At 67.8% G+C, this 18188-nt stretch carries 17 protein-coding genes; 2 read left to right on the forward strand and 15 right to left on the reverse strand.

Translation table 11 applies throughout. From position 1 onward, the window contains the following. The 15 genes from G6026_RS00755 to G6026_RS00825 form a co-directional block, all read right to left on the reverse strand. The coding region (locus tag G6026_RS00755; protein WP_182611952.1) for an FAD-dependent oxidoreductase at positions 1-1379 on the reverse strand (1379 nt) is incomplete at its 3' end. Between the two features lie 87 nt (positions 1380-1466). Beyond that, complete coding sequence (locus G6026_RS00760; RefSeq protein ID WP_182611953.1) at positions 1467-2222, reverse strand: SDR family NAD(P)-dependent oxidoreductase; 756 nt, start codon at positions 2220-2222, stop codon at positions 1467-1469. Then, positions 2219-2974 carry an SDR family oxidoreductase gene (locus G6026_RS00765; RefSeq protein WP_182611954.1) on the reverse strand — a complete coding sequence of 252 codons (756 nt, stop codon included), beginning with the start codon at positions 2972-2974 and terminating at the stop codon, positions 2219-2221. Before G6026_RS00765 ends, G6026_RS00760 begins: the two co-directional genes overlap by 4 nt. A 21-nt stretch (positions 2975-2995) precedes the next feature. After that, positions 2996-4108, reverse strand: coding sequence for an alkene reductase (locus G6026_RS00770; RefSeq protein ID WP_231750540.1), 1113 nt, complete (start codon positions 4106-4108; stop codon positions 2996-2998). Continuing rightward, entirely contained in the window at positions 4105-5586 is a 1482-nt protein-coding gene (locus G6026_RS00775) for an aldehyde dehydrogenase family protein (RefSeq protein WP_107756311.1), read from the reverse strand. The genes G6026_RS00770 and G6026_RS00775 overlap by 4 nt, the downstream gene beginning before the upstream one ends. A gap of 82 nt (positions 5587-5668) precedes the next feature. Continuing rightward, a complete protein-coding gene (locus tag G6026_RS00780; protein WP_182611955.1) occupies positions 5669-6781 on the reverse strand; it encodes a Zn-dependent alcohol dehydrogenase in 1113 nt (370 codons plus the stop codon). 102 nt (positions 6782-6883) lie between these two features. Further along, a complete protein-coding gene (locus tag G6026_RS00785) occupies positions 6884-7921 on the reverse strand; it encodes an ABC transporter permease (RefSeq protein ID WP_107756309.1) in 1038 nt (345 codons plus the stop codon). Continuing rightward, the gene (locus tag G6026_RS00790) at positions 7918-9462 is read right to left on the reverse strand and encodes a sugar ABC transporter ATP-binding protein (protein WP_159077996.1); all 1545 of its coding nucleotides are present in this window, start codon (positions 9460-9462) and stop codon (positions 7918-7920) included. The genes G6026_RS00785 and G6026_RS00790 overlap by 4 nt, the downstream gene beginning before the upstream one ends. Before the next feature lie 26 nt (positions 9463-9488). Then, complete coding sequence (locus tag G6026_RS00795; protein WP_107756307.1) at positions 9489-10634, reverse strand: substrate-binding domain-containing protein; 1146 nt, start codon at positions 10632-10634, stop codon at positions 9489-9491. 25 nt (positions 10635-10659) lie between these two features. Next, a complete protein-coding gene (locus G6026_RS00800) occupies positions 10660-11520 on the reverse strand; it encodes an MBL fold metallo-hydrolase (protein WP_182611956.1) in 861 nt (286 codons plus the stop codon). Further along, complete coding sequence (locus tag G6026_RS00805) at positions 11517-11903, reverse strand: cupin domain-containing protein (RefSeq protein ID WP_159077995.1); 387 nt, start codon at positions 11901-11903, stop codon at positions 11517-11519. The genes G6026_RS00800 and G6026_RS00805 overlap by 4 nt, the downstream gene beginning before the upstream one ends. Before the next feature lie 233 nt (positions 11904-12136). Then, positions 12137-12820 carry an isochorismatase family protein gene (locus G6026_RS00810; protein ID WP_182611957.1) on the reverse strand — a complete coding sequence of 228 codons (684 nt, stop codon included), beginning with the start codon at positions 12818-12820 and terminating at the stop codon, positions 12137-12139. After that, positions 12817-14238, reverse strand: a complete 1422-nt coding sequence (locus tag G6026_RS00815; RefSeq protein ID WP_107756303.1) for an amidohydrolase family protein — start codon at positions 14236-14238, stop codon at positions 12817-12819. The genes G6026_RS00810 and G6026_RS00815 overlap by 4 nt, the downstream gene beginning before the upstream one ends. Next, the gene (locus G6026_RS00820) at positions 14235-15131 is read right to left on the reverse strand and encodes an oxaloacetate decarboxylase (protein WP_107756302.1); all 897 of its coding nucleotides are present in this window, start codon (positions 15129-15131) and stop codon (positions 14235-14237) included. The genes G6026_RS00815 and G6026_RS00820 overlap by 4 nt, the downstream gene beginning before the upstream one ends. A 34-nt stretch (positions 15132-15165) precedes the next feature. Further along, positions 15166-15840, reverse strand: a complete 675-nt coding sequence (locus G6026_RS00825) for a GntR family transcriptional regulator (RefSeq protein WP_182611958.1) — start codon at positions 15838-15840, stop codon at positions 15166-15168. 402 nt (positions 15841-16242) lie between these two features. Here G6026_RS00825 and G6026_RS00830 point away from each other — a divergent pair, with 402 nt between their 5' ends. Both G6026_RS00830 and G6026_RS00835 read left to right on the forward strand, forming a co-directional pair. Beyond that, positions 16243-16713 carry a MarR family transcriptional regulator gene (locus tag G6026_RS00830; protein WP_107756300.1) on the forward strand — a complete coding sequence of 157 codons (471 nt, stop codon included), beginning with the start codon at positions 16243-16245 and terminating at the stop codon, positions 16711-16713. Next, positions 16710-18188: MDR family MFS transporter (locus tag G6026_RS00835; protein ID WP_182611959.1), on the forward strand; the 1479-nt coding region annotated here is incomplete at its 3' end. The genes G6026_RS00830 and G6026_RS00835, both read left to right, overlap by 4 nt.

Consider the following 18188-nt stretch of genomic DNA (forward strand, 5'->3'; position numbering starts at 1 on the left):
GCGGCGGCACCGGCCAGCTGACCCAGACCGATCGCCGTGAGCAACCCGTTGCCGGACGAGTACCCGCGGCCTCCGCTCTGACCGCTCACGCCGGCCGCGACGCCGCCCACGGCGAGCAGACCCGGGATCGGGGAGCCGTCGGCCCGCAGGACTCGCCCCTCGTCGTCGATCCGGAGCCCGCCCTGGGTGTGGAACAACCCCGGGGTGACCCTCGCCGCGACGTACGGGGGCTCCAGCGGCGCCATGGCGAACTCGTTTCGTCCGTGTTCGTCAGCGCGTTCTCCCCGGGCGGCCGCCTCGTAGTTCTCGAGTGTCCGGATCACCGCCTCCTCCGGCGCGCCCGTCACCGCGGCGAGCTCGGCGGTCGTCGCACATTCCTTGGCACCGCCCATCTCGACGAGGTCCCGGAACTCGTCCTCGAGCGAGGTCACGTCCCTGATCCGGGTGTCGAACACCGCCCAGATGGGGCCCTGACCGGCCAGGACCTCGGTCGTGAAACCGGAGTATCCGACGATCTCGTCGCCGAGCCGGCTACCGGTCGAGTCGATGAGCACCCCGCCCTTCTCGACCGTGGTCCACGACAGGATATTGCCGTACGGGTAGGCCACAGCGGCGTACCCCTGGTAGGCCGCACGGTTGTCCATCTCGCCGCCGAGTTCGAGTCCCCACTCGATCGCCTCCCCCGTCGATCCTGGTGCACCGAAGTACTCGAGCCCGACGAGTTCGGGGGCCCACTCACCGACGAGGGTGCGATTGGCCGCGAACCCGTTGGCGGCGAGGATGACCGCATGGGTGCGCAGCGTGTACTCCTGCACCCGCTCCCCGGCCACCCGGACGCCGCGCACGACCCCGTCCTCCACGAGCAGACCCGCGACGGGGTTCCCGGTGACCACCTCGACGCCCGCGCGGCCGCACGCGGCCACCAGGTCGTCGACCAGGTCCTGACCGCGACGGGACGGCGGGGCGTGGAGCCGGTTGACCGAGTGGCCGACGTGCTTGTACTCCATGATCAGCTTGAGGTTGATCCCGTGGGTGTCCACGAGCCAGTCCACCAGCCCACCGGACGATCGGGCCAGTCGTCTGGTCAGATGTTCGGCCTCGTGCGGTCCGCTCTGGCGGAGCAGGTCCGTCGTCATCCGCTCGGCGTCGTCCTCCACACCCGCCTCTCTCTGTTGGCGGGTACCGGCGCCCGGCACCGATCCGGTGGACAGCGCGGTGTTACCGCCGGGGACGTCGAGCTTCTCCAACACGACCACGGAGGCGCCGGCGTCCGCGGCCGCGAGGGCGGCGGTCAGACCGCCTCCGCCTGCTCCGACGACCACGACGTCGATATCGACCTCGGTATCGACGTCGGACTGGGGTGAGAACTCGTTGACCATCTGAACGGAACCTGTTGCTTTCTACATCGGTGAGTCAAGTGTTGTCCGGTCGCCACGACCGTCGGCCGTGCTCGTCGTTCCCGCCGGTTATCCGGGCACCCGTGCCATGAGGCCACCGTCGACCAGAATCGGCGTACCGGTCACGAAGGCCGCATCGGGTGAGAAGAGGAAGGAGATCGCCCCGGCGACGTCCTCCGGACTCCCCATCCGGCCCAACGGGGCGGCAGCCGCGGCGCCGTCGGCGGCCCCGGACGGGTCGTCCTGTGAATCGAAGAAGCCCTGGAGGTTGGGGGTCAGGATGAAACCGGGGCACACGGCGTTCACGCGGATGCCGTGGGGCGCCCCGTCGAGGGCCATCGCCTTGGTCAGGGCCAGTACGGCTCCCTTGGAGGCCACGTACGCGGCGTCCTGGGGGAACGCCGCGAACGACGCGGTCGAGGCCACCAGGACGATGCTGCCCCCGCGCGGGACCATCGCAGGCCACAGATACCGGTTCAATGCGTAGATGCTGGTGAGGTTGACGTCCATCTGGCGCTGCCACTCGTCGGGCGTGAGCTGGTCCAATGCCCCGACGATCGTCTGTCCGGCGTTGTGCAGCACGGCGGTGGGCGGTCCGTGCTCCTCGATCAGCGCCGGCAGCGTGGTGCCGACCGCGGCGGGATCGGTCACGTCGAACACCGCGTACCGGGCGTCATCTCCACACTCCGCGGCCGCCTCGGCGAGCCTGGCCTCGTTCCTACCCAGCAGGACGACCCGGTAGCCGTCCGCCGCCAGACGCACCGCGGCTCCCCGGCCGATCCCCGAGCTCGCCCCCGACACGTAGGCGGTGCCTCGATCACTCATTCCGCACCACCCATCGGCAACGCCGGCTCACCGGCGGTCCAGCCGCCGTCGACCGGCATGACGACACCGGTGACGGCGGAGGCCGAGGGGGAGGCCAGAAATGCGATGACCGCGCCGATCTCCTCGGTCTCGAACATCCGCCCCAACGGGACCCGGCGCGACACGGCGGCGTCCAACTCCGGGGTCATCTGTTGCTTGGCCATGGGGGTGAGGGTGAAGCCAGGGCAGATGGCGTTGACCCGGACACCCGCCGGGGCCCAGTCGATCGCCATCGACCGCGTGAGCGCCGCGACGGCGCCCTTGGACGCCGAGTAGGCCGACTGGTCGGGCAGGCTCACCAGAGCCGCCTGGGAAGCGATGTTGACGATCGCCCCACCTGCGGCCGCCAACGCCGGATGCAGCGCCTGGCTGGCATGGACGATGCCCATCACGTTGACGTTGAAGCACCTGAGGAAGTCCTGCGGGTCGACGCGCTCGAACGGCAGGTTCTCGGTGATCACACCGGCGCAGTTGACCAGCGCGTCCACTGCGCCGTGATCGGCGAGCACGGCCTGCGCGGCCGACTGCACGGATTCGGGGTCGGTGAGATCGAGCGGGCCCGCCTCGGGCGTACCCGCCAGGTCCCACCCGACGACGGTGGCACCTTGCGCGCGGAGGACCTCGACCGCGGTGGCACCGATTCCGGAAGCCGCCCCGGTCACCACCACCACCTTGCCGCCGAGTGGAGCCGGAATCGTTCTCTGTTCGGACATGGTCTTCTCCTGCCGAGGTCGTTAGTGCTGCACTGCCGGGTAGTCGATGTACCCTCTGTCGCCACCGGTGTAGAAGGTGGATTCGTCCCACCCCACCCGCTCGATCCCGCGCCTCCACCGGTCGAGTAGATCCGGGTTGGAGATGAACAGCCTGCCGACGCTCACCAGGTCGGCCTGCCCGGCCTCCAGGAGTGGCTCGAGGTCCCCCCGCTCGCTGGGCCCGTGGAATCCGGTGTTCAGCATGTAGGTGGTACTCCACCGTGCGCGGAGCTGCTCGTGCAGCGGCGTCGACCGGCGACGCAACGTGTGTAGGTAGGCGATCCTCAGTTCGTCGATCTGGTCGATCAGAGAGAGGTACGTCTCGTCGTTGCCCTTGTCCGCCATGTCGTTGAACTGGCCTCCGGGCGAGATCCGCAGACCCACCCGGTCGTGGCCGATCCGGTCACAGACCGCCCGCAGCAGCTCCACCACGAACCGTGACCGGGCCTCGGGGCTGCCCCCGTAGGAGTCGGTGCGGTGATTGGTCCCCGGGGAGAGGAACTGGTGGGGCAGGTAACCGTTGGCCCCGTGGATCTCCACTCCGTCCATCCCGGCGCGCACGGCCCGCTCGGAGGCGTCGGCGAAGTCCCGGATGATCCCGTCGATCCCGTCCTGGTCGAGCTCGGTCGGCACGGGCGCCGGGACCATCACGCGGTCGATGGTCTCGACCTCGATCTCCGCGCGGATCGGGCTCGGCGCGACCACCTTCGCACCGGGCGGCATGAAGCTCTCGTGGCTCATCCTCCCCGTGTGCATGAGCTGGCAGAAGATCTTGCCACCGCCGGCGTGCACCGCGTCCGCGACCCTCGCCCACTGCGCTTCCTGCCGGTCGTCGTGGATCCCGGGCGTCCCGGGGTAGCCCTGCCCCGCCGCTGAGGGCTGGGCGGCCTCCGAGACGATGAGGCCCGCTCCGGCACGTTGTCCGTAGTAGGTCACCGCCGAGTCCGGGAGCACTCCGGCCCTGTCGGCTCGGTTCCGCGTCATGGGAGCCATCACGACGCGGTTCGCCAGTTCGATACGACCGAGCTGCCATGGCTGGAACAGCAGCGACGACTCCGTGGACTGCGCGTTCACGATCCCACCGGTCCCGTTCACTCGGCGATGTCCACGCAGACGGTCTTGAGGTCCGTGTAGTCGTGCAGGACCTCGTGGCCCATCTCCCGTCCCCAGCCCGACTCCTTCATGCCGCCGAAGGGCATGCTCGGGTCGAAGATCCCGTAGGTGTTGACCCACACCGTGCCCGCCCGGAGCTTCGCGGCGACACGATGTGCCCGGCCGACGCTGCCCGTCCAGATCCCGGCCGCGAGCCCGTACCGGGTGTCGTTGGCGAGCTCGACGACCTCGTCCTCGGAGCTGAACCGCGACACCACCACCACCGGCCCGAAGATCTCTTCCTTGACGATCCTCGAGTCCTGACCCGCGTCCGCGAGGACGGTGGGTTCGATGAAGTACCCGCGGTCGCCCTTGCGCGAGCCGCCGGTGAGGACGGTGCCCTCGGAGCGGCCGATCTCGAGGTAGGACGAGACGGTGTCGAACTGGGTCCTGCTGGCCACCGGGCCGATCTCACTGGCGGGGTCGAAGCCGTCGCCGACCGTGATCGCCTCGGCCTTGGCGACCAGGCCCTCCACGACCCGGTCGTACACGTCGTCGTGCACGTACAACCGCGCACCGGCGGCGCATGCCTGTCCCGCGTTGTAGAAGATCGCGTTGGCCGAGCCCGCGATGGCCTTGTCCAGGTCCGCGTCCGGGAAGATAATGTTGGCGCTCTTGCCGCCGAGTTCGAGGGTGACCCGCTTGAGATTGCCCCCCGCGGCGTCGAGGATCCTGCGGCCCGTGGCCGTCGAACCCGTGAACGAGACCTTGTCGATGCCGGGGTGCTCGGAGATCGCCTGCCCGGCGGTCGGTCCGAAACCGTTGACCACGTTGAGGACCCCGGGAGGGATGCCGGCCTCGAGGGCGAGGTGGGCCAGGCGCAGCGCCGAGAGAGGGGTGGCCTCGGCGGGCTTGAGCACCACGGTGTTGCCCGCCGCGAGGGCCGGCGCCAGCTTCCAGGCGGTGATGACGAGAGGGAAGTTCCACGGCACGATCAGGCCGACGACGCCGAGGGGTTCGCGCCGCGTGTAGGTGTGGTACTCGCCCGCAGCGGAGATCGGGATCGTCTCGCCCTCGATCTTGGTCGCGAAGCCGGACATGTAGTGGTACAGACCGGCGGCCGTGGGGACGTCGCCGTCCCGGGCCGCGAGGTACGGCTTGCCCTGGTCGAGAGTCTCCACCCGGGCCATCTCCTCGGCGTCGGCCAGGAGCAGGTCGCCGAGTCGCCAGATCGCGGCGGCGCGCTCCTTGGGCTTCATCCTCGACCACGGCCCGTTCTCGAACGCCTCCCGGGCTGCTGTGACGGCCCGGTCGACGTCCTCGGCGCGGCCCTCCGCCACCGAGGCGAACGCCTCGCCGGTGGCGGGGTTGACGGTGTCGAACTCAGCGCCCGCGAGGCCGTCCACCCACTGCCCGCCGATGTGCAGTCGGGTGTGCTCGATCGGCCTACCGGCGTCGGGCTGGTTCTGCGAAGTCGTCATCACATTCCTTACGTAGCTGCGTGTGTGCCACCGGTTCGCGGTGTGCGGGGACGGGTCACCCTGGTGGGGAGTGCGACCGTTCTCAGTGCTCGTGGACGACGACGCCGCGGATGTTGCGGCCGGCGTGCATGTCCTCGACGGCCTGGTTGATGTCGTCCAGCTTGTATCGGGTGGTCACCAACTCGTCGAGCTTGATGCTGCCCGTGCGGTACATGTCCAAGAGCCGCGGGATGTCGCCCAGGGGACGGCAGTTGCCGTACATCACGCCCTTGATGGACTTGGCGAGATTCGTCATGTCCTGGGGGCTCACGCTCAGCGAGCGCTCGTGCGAGCCCACGGACACCAGGACGAGGCTCCCCGCCTTGCCGACGGTGTCGAATCCCTCGCCGATGATGTCGCCGTCCACCCGGCCGACCGTGACGATGGTGACGTCCACGCCCTGTCCGTTGGTCAGCTGGGCGATCAGCGGGCGCGCCTCGTCGATGGAGGTGAAGGCCGCGGTGGCACCGAAGCCCGCGGCGAGCTCCATCTTGTTCTCGGCGGGGTCCACCACGATGATGTGATCGGCTCCGGCGTGCTTGGCGCCCTGGACCGCGTTGGCGCCGACGCCACCCAGTCCCATGACCAGGACGACGTCGCCGGGCCGGACCGGAGCGGCGTTGACGGCGGCGCCGTAGCCGGTCGCGACTCCACACGAGACCAGGCACGCGAGGTCGAACGGGATGTCGTCGGGCAGTTTGACCGCCTGTGTCTCGTGGCAGACGAGGTAGTTGGAGAACGACCCCAGCCGGGTGACGCCGCCGATCGGGTTCCCGTCGGTGTCGTGGAACCGGGCGGTGCCGTCCATCGCCATCCCGGTCTCCATGCCGGCGCCGTTGTTACAGATGTAGCTCTGACCCCGGACGCAGTACTTGCACACCCCACAGGCGGGGATGAACAGCGTGGCGATGTGGTCGCCCGGCTTGACCCGGGTGACGCGCGAGCCGACCTTCTCGACGATGCCGGCGCCCTCGTGTCCTCCGACCATGGGCAGGTTCACCGGGATGTCGCCGGTGACGAAGTGATCGTCGGAGTGGCACAGGCCACTGGCCATCACCTTGACGAGGATCTCGTCCTCAGCCGGTTCGCTCACCTCGAGGTCCTGGACCTCCCACTGACCGCCGACCTGGTGGATTACTGCGCCGCGTGCCTTCATTTCTCGTTCCCTTTCCGTTGCCGACCGGTGGTCGGTGGTGTCGCGCCGTCCCGAGAACCGGGACGCCGGGCCTGCTGTGGCCCGAGGTGGACGCTGGTATGACTACGCGTTCTGTACCTGTGACCTGCGGATCCGCTCACCGCGGGTGCGGATGACCTTGGACAGGATGACGGCGATGACCAGAGCGCCGCCGTAGAAGAGCTCCTGCACGTACTGCTGGGCGCCGAGGAGCTGCAGTCCGGTGATCCCGGTGACCAGGAAGTACACCGCGATGAACGTGCCCCACGGGTTGAACCGCCCGATCTTGAGAACGGTCGAACCCAGGAAGCACGCCGCGAACACCGGGAGGAGGAACGCGCCCCCCGAGACGGGATCCGCGCTGGCAGTCGTGCCCGCATAGACCACGCCGGCGAGACCGGCGAAGCCCGAGGAGATGATCAGTGCCCGCCAGCGCAGACCCTTGACGTTGACGCCGTTGAGTCGGGCGACCTCGCTGCCCTGACCGACGAAGAGCAGCCGCTGGCCGAAGGCCGAGTGGTCGAAGATGTACCAGACCAGCAGGCACAGGATCACGGCGTAGTAGAAGCCGATCGGTACCGACAGGAACGGTCGGGTGAGGACCGCGTCGGTGAGCTCGCGGTCGATGCCACTGATGGTGACCGATCCCGAGATGAAGTAGATGAAGCCCTGGACGACGGTCCCCACGCCGAGCGTGACGATGAACGAGTGGATGTCGAACTTGGTGACGATGTATCCGTTGACCACCCCGACGACCAGGCTCGCCAGTATCGCGACGATCACCGCGGCCCAGATGTTCCAGCCCTGTTTGACGTTGAGGACGGCCACCAACACCATCGACATGTTGAGGGTGGTCGCGACCGACAGGTCGAAATCCCCCGCGCGCAACGGAAACACCAGTCCGAGAGCCAGGATCAGCAGGACGACCTGAGACCCGAGCATGTTGGCGACGTTCGCCGTGGTCGGGAACGTCTGAGGGGCCAGGACACTGAACGCGATGATGAGGACGACCCACACCCCCAGGAGCGCGAAACGCTCCGGTTGAGCCGGTCTCTTGACCGCCTGCGACGGCCGTCGGGAAGCGACCGTCGTTCCCGCATGATTCTTCTCCGAGGCGGTCATGCCACTTCCTCCGAATAGACGGCGGACGCGAGGGCGTCCTTGGTGATGTGAGCTCCGCGCAGTTCCGCACGGACCTCGCCTTGGTCGAGGACCACGACTCGATCGGCCATTTCGACGAGCTGTTCGTAGTCCGTTGTGGCGCACAGCACCGCCATGCCCTTCTGGGTGGCCTCGCGGACGAGTTTGAAGATCTCGCGGCGGGCCCCCACGTCGACGCCCTGCGTCGGCTCGTTGAGCAGCATGACCGTCGGCTGCGTGTCCATCCACTTCCCGATCAACACCTTCTGCTGATTACCGCCGCTGAGGTGCCCGAACATCGCTGAAGAGTCCTGGGGTTTGACCTGGAGACGGGCGAGCATCTCGTCGGCCTGCCGCCGCAATCCGCCCCAGTCGATCAGCGCACCGCGGGCCCGCCGGCCGAGGAAGGGCAGAGCCGTGTTCTCAAGAACGCTGAGCTCCAGGGAGCCGCCCTGTTCCTTCCGGTTCGCGGGGATGAGGACTACCCCCGCCTCCATTGACCGAGCCGGGGTGGGTTCGTGCACCTGAGCGCCACGGTGCTCGACGGATCCCGACTTGGCGCTACTCGCGCCGAACAGCAGGTCGGGAAGCTCCTCGGTTCCGGATCCGGCGAGTCCGGTCACACCCACGACCTCACCCGCATAGACCTCGAGGTCGAGGTTGTTGACCCGCTCCCCCGTGAGTGCGCGGGCCGCCAGCACCGGCGGCGCACCGGAATCGACCACCGCGTCGTGTTTGGTCACGTGCTCCGCCTTCGACCCGAGGATCAGGCTCACCAGATCGTCCCGAGTGGCGCCCTCCGTCTCGCGGGTGCCGGCCAGTCGGCCGTTCCGGAAGACGGTCACCCGGTCGGTGACCTGCAGGATCTCGTCGAGGTCGTGGGACACGAGCAACACCGCGTCGCCGCGATCGCGCAGGCGATCCAGTACGGCGAAGAGGACGTCCACCTCGTGCCGCGGCAGGAAGACGGTGGGCTCGTCGAGGACCAGTATCTGGGGACGTCCCGGCTCCGACTTGAGCTCCTGCCCACCCACGGCGCGGACGACAGCCAACATGGCGCGCTGGACGGGGGTGAGCATGTCGATCGTGGCATCCGGGTGGATGTCGATGCCGAACCGGTCGAGCAGTCCGGAGACACGCTCGCGTTCCTGCCCCCACGGCACCCGCCTGAGGCCCACCGACGACCCACCCGAATCCAGGGCCATGTGCTCGAGCACGGTTCCGGAGGGGGCCAGTCCGAGATCCTGGTGGACGAATCCCAGTCCGTGATCACGGAGGCCGCGGGCACCGAACGGGGTCGACACCCGCGTGCCGTGCACCGTGACCTCGCCCCCGTCGGCGTCATGGACCCCGGCGAGAACCTTGATCAGGGTCGACTTGCCGCTGCCGTTCGCGCCGAGCAGACCGTGCACTTCCCCGGGATACATCGCCAGGTCGACCCCGCTCAACGCTGAGACTCCGTTGAAGGACTTGGTGAGCCCGCGGATCTCCAGAAGCGGGACGGATCCTGCGGCCGCGCCCACTGAGGGAGGATGCTGGACGACCATGATCAGATCAGTCCCCACAGCTCGCGGTAGGCGTCCCGGTACTCGTCACCGAAGCCCTCGCCACTGCGCGGCGGGTTGCCGGTCTCCTCGACGTTCGTCTCATCGATGACGCGGACCGGTCCGGAGACGCCCTCGATGGGCTCCTCTCCGAGCATCGCCCGGAAGGCGGTGTCCATGTTGACGTAGGCGACCCAGTCCGGATTCTCTGCGACGTTCATCGCGACGGTGCCGTCGGCCACCATCTGGAGGATGGACGGCGTGCCGTTGAACGTGAAGATGGGCACATCCCGTCCGGCCGCGGCCTGCTGGATGCCGGGAGACGCGTAGGTCGCCATGTTGTCGTAGATGGGGAGCACCGTGTTGATCGTCGGATCGCGGAGCAGGTTGGACTGCACCTCGTCCTGGATCCGTGTCGACCACTGCGGGACGGACACGTTCATGACGCTGGCCTTGGAGCCCTCCGGACCGAACTCCTCGAGCGTCTCCTCCATCGTCTCGACCATGCCCGCCGATGGGCCGGTCTCCGAGGACTGGATGATGAGCGCGTTGACCGGGGCGCCTTCGTGATAGGCGATCGCGTCGAGTGCCATCAGACGCGCGGCGAGGTTGAAGGGGGCGAACGCCTCGTACTCGAGTCCCTCAGACGTCCCGCTGTCCATGTCGTTGATGTGCAGGGGCACCACCGGGATCCCGGCGTCCCGCGCAGCGTCGATCTGCGGGCCGAGCGTCTCCGGCAGGGGCCCGTTGAGCAGGATCGCGCCGGCCCGCGCATTGATCGCCTGCTGGATGCCCTGCTGGTAGGACGTCTGGGTGCCATCAGCGGGGAATGTCACGTAGTTGATGCCGGCGTCTTCGGCCACGGCGGCCATGGCTGCCTCGCCGTCGGCGTAGAACTCCGCGCCGCTGTCGATCGGGATGCTGTAGATGGTCTCGCCCTCGAGCTCACTGATGTCGATCGGGGCGCCGAGATCGTCGGGGCTCGGAACACCCCGGTACTCATCGACCATGGCCGCGGCTTCCTCGGCCAGCGCGGCGCCGTCGGCGGTGGCGGCCGACGATCCACCGTCCGACCCGGACTCTGCTCCGCATCCCGCCAGGACAAGGGCGGTGGCGGCGGCCAGTGCCGCCACGGATTTGCTGATCTTCATGCTTGCTCCATCATTCGGGGGGGTGTTACCGGGCGAACTCGGGCCGCTCGGAAAGGTCGTGGTAGATACGTGCGATCGAGTTGCGCTGAAACATCTCGATGAGTGAATCCGGATAACCGGTGTAGTCCTCGTTCCCGACGTGGATCAGATCCGCGAACCGGATCTCGTCGCAGGCCTGCTCGAGGGTCCGCCCGGCGTCGATCGCGGCGGCGACCTCCCCCGCCACGTCCCGTCCCCACTGCCGGTACCGCTCGACCGCGCTGCGGTCGGTGACCTCACCGTGTCCGGGGACGAGGACGTCGAAGTCGTAGGACTCGACGGCGTCGATCGCGTCGAACCAGTCCCACAGGCGGCAGTCCTGGAACGACGGGAGGCTCGACTCGCACACGATGTCGCCGGTGAAGATCACGCCGTCCTGGGGGAGGTAGGCGAGCAGGCTGTTCGCCGTGTGTCCGGGTTGGAAGCGGAGTTCGAGATGGACGTCGCCCAGGTGCAGATCGAGACGATCCTGGAACACCACCTCGGGGACGCGCACGGAATAGGACGGGAGCAGATCCACCGCGTCCGGGTCGATCACCTCGAACAGGTCCCGTAGGTACTCCTCGGTGGGTGCATCCCGCAGGAGCCGATCGCGGGTCCCACGGTGGGAGACGACCTCTCCACCCATCCAGAAGTTCCCGATGGTGTGATCGGGGTGATGGTCCGTGTTGACCACGAAGCGGGTGGTCCCGAAGCCCTCGACGACCCGTCGCCATGCCTGCGCGTCGGTCGGTTTGTGCGGGGTGTCGACCAGCGCGACCCCGTCCGTGCCCACGATGATCGAGTTGTTGGATCCCAAGTACGCGGTCTCCACGTGGACGTGCGGACTGACCTGCGTGACGCTCATGCGCCCGTCCCCTCGTCCGGATCGGGCATGGACGAGGACCCGACGAAACCGACCAGGTTCTCGATGCGGGTGGGGGCGAAGATCTCGATGAACTCCGCCTCACCCTCGATGCTGCGGCCACCGTGGGGAACGTTGCGGGGAAGAATTGCGATCTCGCCCGGCTCGAGGGTGAACTCGTCGTCCTCGACGGTGAAGATGACCCTCCCCTTGGTGACGATCACCGTCTGTTCGCAATCCGGGTGGGAGTGGGTGGGGACGACCGTCGGGTGGATCCAGCGGATCCGGTTGACGCCGGTCTCCTTACCGGTCATCGCGGTACGGAAATTGTTGGTCAGCACTTCCCTCTCGGGAAGGTCGTCCCATCGTGCTCGAAACGAGCTCATCGGACCTCTCCTGTTCCATTGAGGCACCCGTGCGGGCTGCCACTGCGGACCGCCCTTTGTGACGGAACCCACATTATTCTGTCGTCTGCTAACTGTCAACAGTTTTCTGGCCATTCTCGGTGTCCATCGTGTTACACCGTCGCGGGCCCGGTAACGGCGCCGAAACACCATCGACCTGCGGCGATTCGACTCACTGCCGCAGCCCGGTCACCGTCACCTCACGCGCCCAGCGGTCAGTGGCGAGCAGGAACCCCGTCCAGCGCGCTCAGAAGAGCGTCGGTGGTAGATACGTCAGCGTATTTCTGGGCCATGTCGAACAGATTGACCTCGTGGACCGTCGGACTCCGGTCGTACACCGCATCCGAGGGCACCGCGACCTTGTAGTTGTACGAGAAGGCGTCGACGACGCTGGCCCGGACACATCCCGAGGTCGTGCATCCGGTCACGACGAGCGAATCGACATCCGCCTGGACCAGATAGCTGGCCAACGGCGTGCCGAAGAACGCGCTCGGATGGCGCTTCGGCAGCAGGACGTCGCCGTCCCGCGGCGCGACCTCGGCCACGAACTCGTACCCCTTCGCGGGGATGGACATGATCCCGGGGACCTTCGCCCCGAGGGCGCCCTGGTCGTACTCCTTCTTGGGAGCAACGTGCGGGTAGAGGACCGGCCACCCCTTCGAGCGGAACACCGCCAGGAGCCGTTCTATGTGATTGACCGCCTGCCAGCCGACCTCGCCGCAGCTCGTGGGGAACTCCTCGAGTGCGTCGTCGAAGGGCATCGGGGTGGTTCCGACGGTGCGGTACTGCACATCGATGATGAGCAGACCGGGACGACGGCCCAGGCCGACCGGCCGGCCGAAGCCCGCGGCCTCGTACCGTCGGCGGGTGAGGTCATCGATCGTCGAGGGCTCGTTCATCGCTCCTCCTTCGGGAGACTGGTCAGCTCGGCGAGTGCCGTCGCGCCGCTGTGGGGACGGGGAATGTACTCGCCGGTGGTGGTCGCGGACAGTTCACCGTCGCGCATCGCGAAGTGCCCACGGACCAGGGTGTGCACGACCCGCATCGGTACCCGCGTCCCCTCCCAGGGCGTGTACTCGGCGGCGGAGTGCTGGGTCGCCGCCTCGATCACGGTCTCTCCCGACAGGTCCACCACCGCGAGATCGGCATCCGATCCCACCTGGATCGTGCCCTTTTTCGGGTACATGCCGAACAGTTGGGCGGACCTGGTGGACGTGGCGTTCACGAGCCGGTCGAGCGGGACCCCTCGGCGAAGCCCCTCCGTCAGGGTCAGGGGCAGGACGCCACCCACCCCGGGGAAGCCCGCACTGGCCTTCCAGATGTCCTTCTCCTTGTGCGTGCGGTGCCGGGCGTTGTGGTCGGAGCCCACGGTGTCGACGTCGCCGTTCGCCAGTCCGGTCCACAACGCCTCGAGGTCCCTCGGTTCACGGAGCGGAGGGTTGACCTTGCCGTAGGTTCCCGGCCCGGGATCGGTCTCGGTCGTCAGCGTCAGGTACTGCGTGCACGTCTCGACGAAGAGGTTCTCGTAGGACTCCCGCTGACGCAGGACCGCGTCGAGAGCCAGCGCGCTGCTGGTGTGGACCGAGTACATGGAGGCGCCGGTGACCTGCGCCATGAACGAGACCCTCTGCACCGCTTCCGCCTCGACGAACGACGGCCTCGACATGTTCCAGGCGTGCAACGGGCCGCGGGACTCGTCGATCGGACGGCCCTTGAGCTTCCAGACCAGTTCGATGTTCTCCGGGTGGGGGTTGATCATGGCTCCACGATCGGCAGCCATACCGAGCACGTCGTACATGTAACCGTCGTCGTTGCCGGGGAGCCCGAGGTACGCGCCTTCCTCACCGCGGAAGTTCATGAAGAACTTGAAACTCGAGACACCGAACTCGTCGATGTAGTGAGGCATCTCCTCGTAGTGCGCCTCGGAACCGACGACGATGTGGAACCCGAAATCCACGTGGGAGTCACGTGACATCACGTCGCGGGACCCAGGGAGCACATCCGAATAGGACTCGCCGCTCATCAGGTAGACCAGCATCGTGGTGACGCCGCCGGCCACGGCCGACGCGGACTCCAGGAGGGCGTCATCGGGATCGCGGGGGACCCTGATGTCCTTTCCCAGGTGCACGTGCGGGTCGATCGCCCCCGGGAGGACGAGCTTTCCGTGAAGGTCCACCACCTCGGCGGCCTCGACCTCGACATCCGGGGTCACCACCCCCGCGATCGTCCCGTCCTTGACGAGTAGGTCCACCCGGCGGACTCCCTCCCCGTTGAGGAAGACGTCGCCGCCGTGCAGACGAAGGTCATACGTGGTCATACGACTGCTCCATTCTCCGTGTTCTGCGCCACCGCGTACTTCGTGTCGAGCTCGTCGAACTCCGGTTTGCGCACCAGGGCCTGACGGTCCGTCCAGCTGATCATCAGCTCGCCGGCATCCCGGGTGTCCCCGATCTCCGCGAGGTGGTTCATCACCTGACGCATCCCGGCCACCGCGCCCCGCATCGCTGCGTTCGCATAGAGGGCCACCGCGAAGCCGAGTTCCCCGAGTTCGTCACGGGGAAGCAGCGGGGTCAGGCCACCCTCGACCATGTTGGCCATGTGGATCCCCGGCACGGATGTCGTGATCCTGCGCATCTGGTCCACGTCTCGGGGGGCTTCGACGAAGAGCACGTCCGCCCCGGCCTCCAGGTACCGGCCGGCGCGGTCGATAGCCTCATCGATCCCCTCGATCGCCAGGGCATCAGTCCGGGCGATGATGACGAAGTCGTCGTCTCTCCGGGCGTCGACGGCGGCCTTGATCTTTCCGACCATCTCGTCCGCCGAGATGACCTCTTTCCCGGTGAAGTGGCCGCACTTCTTGGGGCTGACCTGGTCCTCCAGTTGGAGGGCGGCCGCCCCGGCCCCTTCTATCAGCCGGACCGTGCGCTGCACGTTCAGCGCGTTGCCGAATCCCGTGTCACCGTCGACGACAACGGGGATCTGAACCGCGTCGGCGATCGCGTTGACGTGACCCACCAACTCGCTCAGGGTGATGAGTCCGAGGTCGGGGGCCCCGAGGTAGGAGTTCGTCACACCCGCACCGGTCACGTACACGGCTTCGAATCCCGTCTCCTCCACCACCCGGGCGGTGAGGGCGTTGGGAGCACCCGGCACCATCAACGGCGGCCCCCCCGACGAGAGGAGACCTCGCAGTTTCTTGGTTGTCGTCATGGGTTGTTGCACCTTTCCTGGCCCATCTGAGCCGCTATTCGGATGTGATCCCCAGCGCGTCCACGGCGCTCTTCCGCGCCTTGTCGAGGTGCAGTCGCAGGATCTCTGCCGCACGGTCCTCATCGCGCTCGACGATCGCCGCGACGAGTCGCTCGTGCTCGGCGAGCGCCTCACGGGCTCGATCGGGCTTCTTGGCCGATGTCTGCCTCGCGAGGGAGATCTGACGCTGGACCTCGACCGTCGCGGCGGCCAGTGCGTCGTTGCCGCTCATCCACGTCAACCGGGTGTGGAGGTCCCGGTCGGCGGGATACGGGCGTTCGGGATCCTGGGACAGCTCCTCCCCCGCCTCTCCGACCAGCTGCTCGAGCTCCCGCAGCTCCTCGTCCGTCGCCCTCCGGCAGACGAGACGGACACCGTGTGTCTCCAGCGCGGTACGGAGCTCGTACAGATCATCGACCTCACCGGGCTCGAACGTCTTCACGAAAGCGCCGCGGTGGCTCACGATCGTCAACAGGCCCTCGCCCACCAGTCGCTGAATGGCCTCGCGCAGGGGCCCCCGGCTGATCCCGAGCACCTCGGCGATGGACACCTCGTTCAACCGCTCCCCGGGAGGGAGCGTGCCGTCGAGGATCATCTCCCGAACCCGCTCCTCGGTCCGACGGGCGAACGTCCCGTCCCTGGTCAAAGGGGCACTCGTGGACTTCTTCATCCCTACTCCTCTATTCGACTCGATCACTCTCACCGCGGAGGCACCGGCCAACTCACCCGGGCGGTCCCCAGCAGGATGTACTCGGCCCCCTGGGGCACCGCCGTTCAGGGCACACCTATTGTGATGCACATCTCTGTCAACTGTCAACAGTTAGCGGCGCATTGGCCACTCTCATGAACCGCGGGAGTCCACGCCCGCCTCCCGCGATCCACACCCGCCGCGGCGTGCGCGTTGCGCAGGGTGGCCCTCGACGATGTTAACGCCGATGCGGCGCCGTGCCCCACCGGCAGGCAGCTCGAGACGATTCCCGCGCGCCTCGGTTGAGCGCCGAGTTGCCGGCCGGCGGAGAACGGCGTTATGGTTGCTTGCTGCAAGCAACTTAGTTGACCGCGGGAGGTCGGAATGGCGATAGACGCCGAGCAGGGCGGCAAGCTCGTGGTGGACCTGTCCCGCGTGGTCAAGATGCTCCGCGCACTCAACGCGTCGGCACCGCGACTCCACGACTCCCTCGAACCGTCGACCCATCCCCTGCTGTTCGCGATCCACGACGAACCCGACAGAGTCACCGCCCTCGCCGAGCGCGTGCACACCGACATCTCCGTGGTGAGTCGTCAGGTCCGCCACCTCGAGGCCCTCGGCCTGGTCGCCAAGGTCCCCGACCCGGATGACGGGCGCGCGAGCGTCGTGACCCTCTCGGCCGAGGGGCGCGAGCTGGTCACCCGGGTCCTAGACGGACGCGGGCAGTGGATGGCCGATGTCCTGGCCGACTGGACCCCCGAGCAAGCGGCCTCGCTCGACCGGGGGTTGTCGCGCCTCGCCGACTCTCTGCGCTCCGAACTCGACGCCCTCACGTCCGCCAAGGAGAACCGATGACCACCCCTGAGACACGATCCGCCCGCGCTGCCGCGGGACCGGGGGCGGACGGCGAGTTCTCCCACCGGCAGATCCTCGTCATCCTCGCCGGGTTGATGTCCGCGATGTTCCTCGCCAGCCTCGATCAGACGATCGTCTCGACCGCCATCAGGACCATCGCCGATGATCTCCAGGGGTTGGACGCCCAGGCGTGGGTGACCACCGCCTACCTCATGACGTCCACGATCTCGACGCCGCTCTACGGCAAGCTCTCGGACATCTACGGGCGCAAGCCCTTCTTCGTCATCGGCATCATGATCTTCGTGTTCGGCTCGCTGCTGTGCACGCTCGCCGACTCGATGTACACCCTCGCACTGTTCCGCGGCATCCAGGGACTGGGCGCGGGCGCCCTCATGTCGCTCTCGCTGGCGATCATCGGCGACATCATCCCGCCCCGCGAACGCGCGAAGTACCAGGGTTACCTGCTCGCCGTATTCGCCTCGTCCTCGGTCATCGGTCCGGTCGTCGGCGGCTTCTTCGCCGGCGCCGAGACCCTCTTCGGAATCAGCGGCTGGCGATGGATCTTCCTCATCAACGTCCCCATCGGCGCCATCGCACTGACCCTGGTGCTGATCACCCTCAACGTCAAGAACGCCCGCGTGGACCACCGGGTGGACTGGGCGGGCGCCGCCACGATCGTCGTCGGACTGGTACCGCTGCTGCTGGTGGCCGAGCAGGGGAACACCTGGGGCTGGGGCGCGCCTGCCGCCCTCGCCTGCTACGTCGTGGGCCTGGCCGGGATCGGCCTGTTCCTCATCGTCGAGGCGCGCGCGGGCGACGAGGCACTCATCCCACTGCGGTTGTTCCGGGACCGCACCTTCGCGATCGTCACCGCCGGCGGGGTGATCGTGGGAATGGCCATGTTCGGCGGGCTGATGACCCTCCCGCTCTACATGCAGATCGTCCACGGAGCCGACCCCATGGAGTCCGGACTCATGATGCTGCCACTGGTGGCCGGGCTGATGGGCGCCTCGATCGTCTCCGGTCAGCTCATCTCGAAGACCGGGCGGGTCCGCGAGTTCCCGATCTTCGGTACCGCCGTCGCGGCCGTCGGCCTGTTCCTGCTGTTCACCATCGACGCCGACACCTCTCTCACCCTGGTGATGGCCTACATGCTGGTCCTCGGCGTCGGCCTGGGCAACTGCATGCAGCCGCTCACACTGATCGTGCAGAACGCGGTGAGCCCCCGCGAGATCGGTGTGGCCACCGCGTCCGCGACGTTCTTCCGGCAACTCGGCGGGACCGCCGGGGTGGCCGTGTTCCTGTCGATCCTGTTCAGCCGGGTCGGAGGCTCCATCGCCAGCGAGCTGCAGAAGGCGGGGGCGGACGGCAGCCTCGCGCGCGGGGTGCAAGAGGGCCTGGCGGACCCGGCACTGCGCGCCGACCCCGAGGCTCTCGGGATCGTGCAGGCCCTCGCGGACCCGGCATCCGGCGCG

Source organism: Dietzia sp. DQ11-38-2 (assembly GCF_014145055.1).
Classification (GTDB): domain Bacteria; phylum Actinomycetota; class Actinomycetes; order Mycobacteriales; family Mycobacteriaceae; genus Dietzia.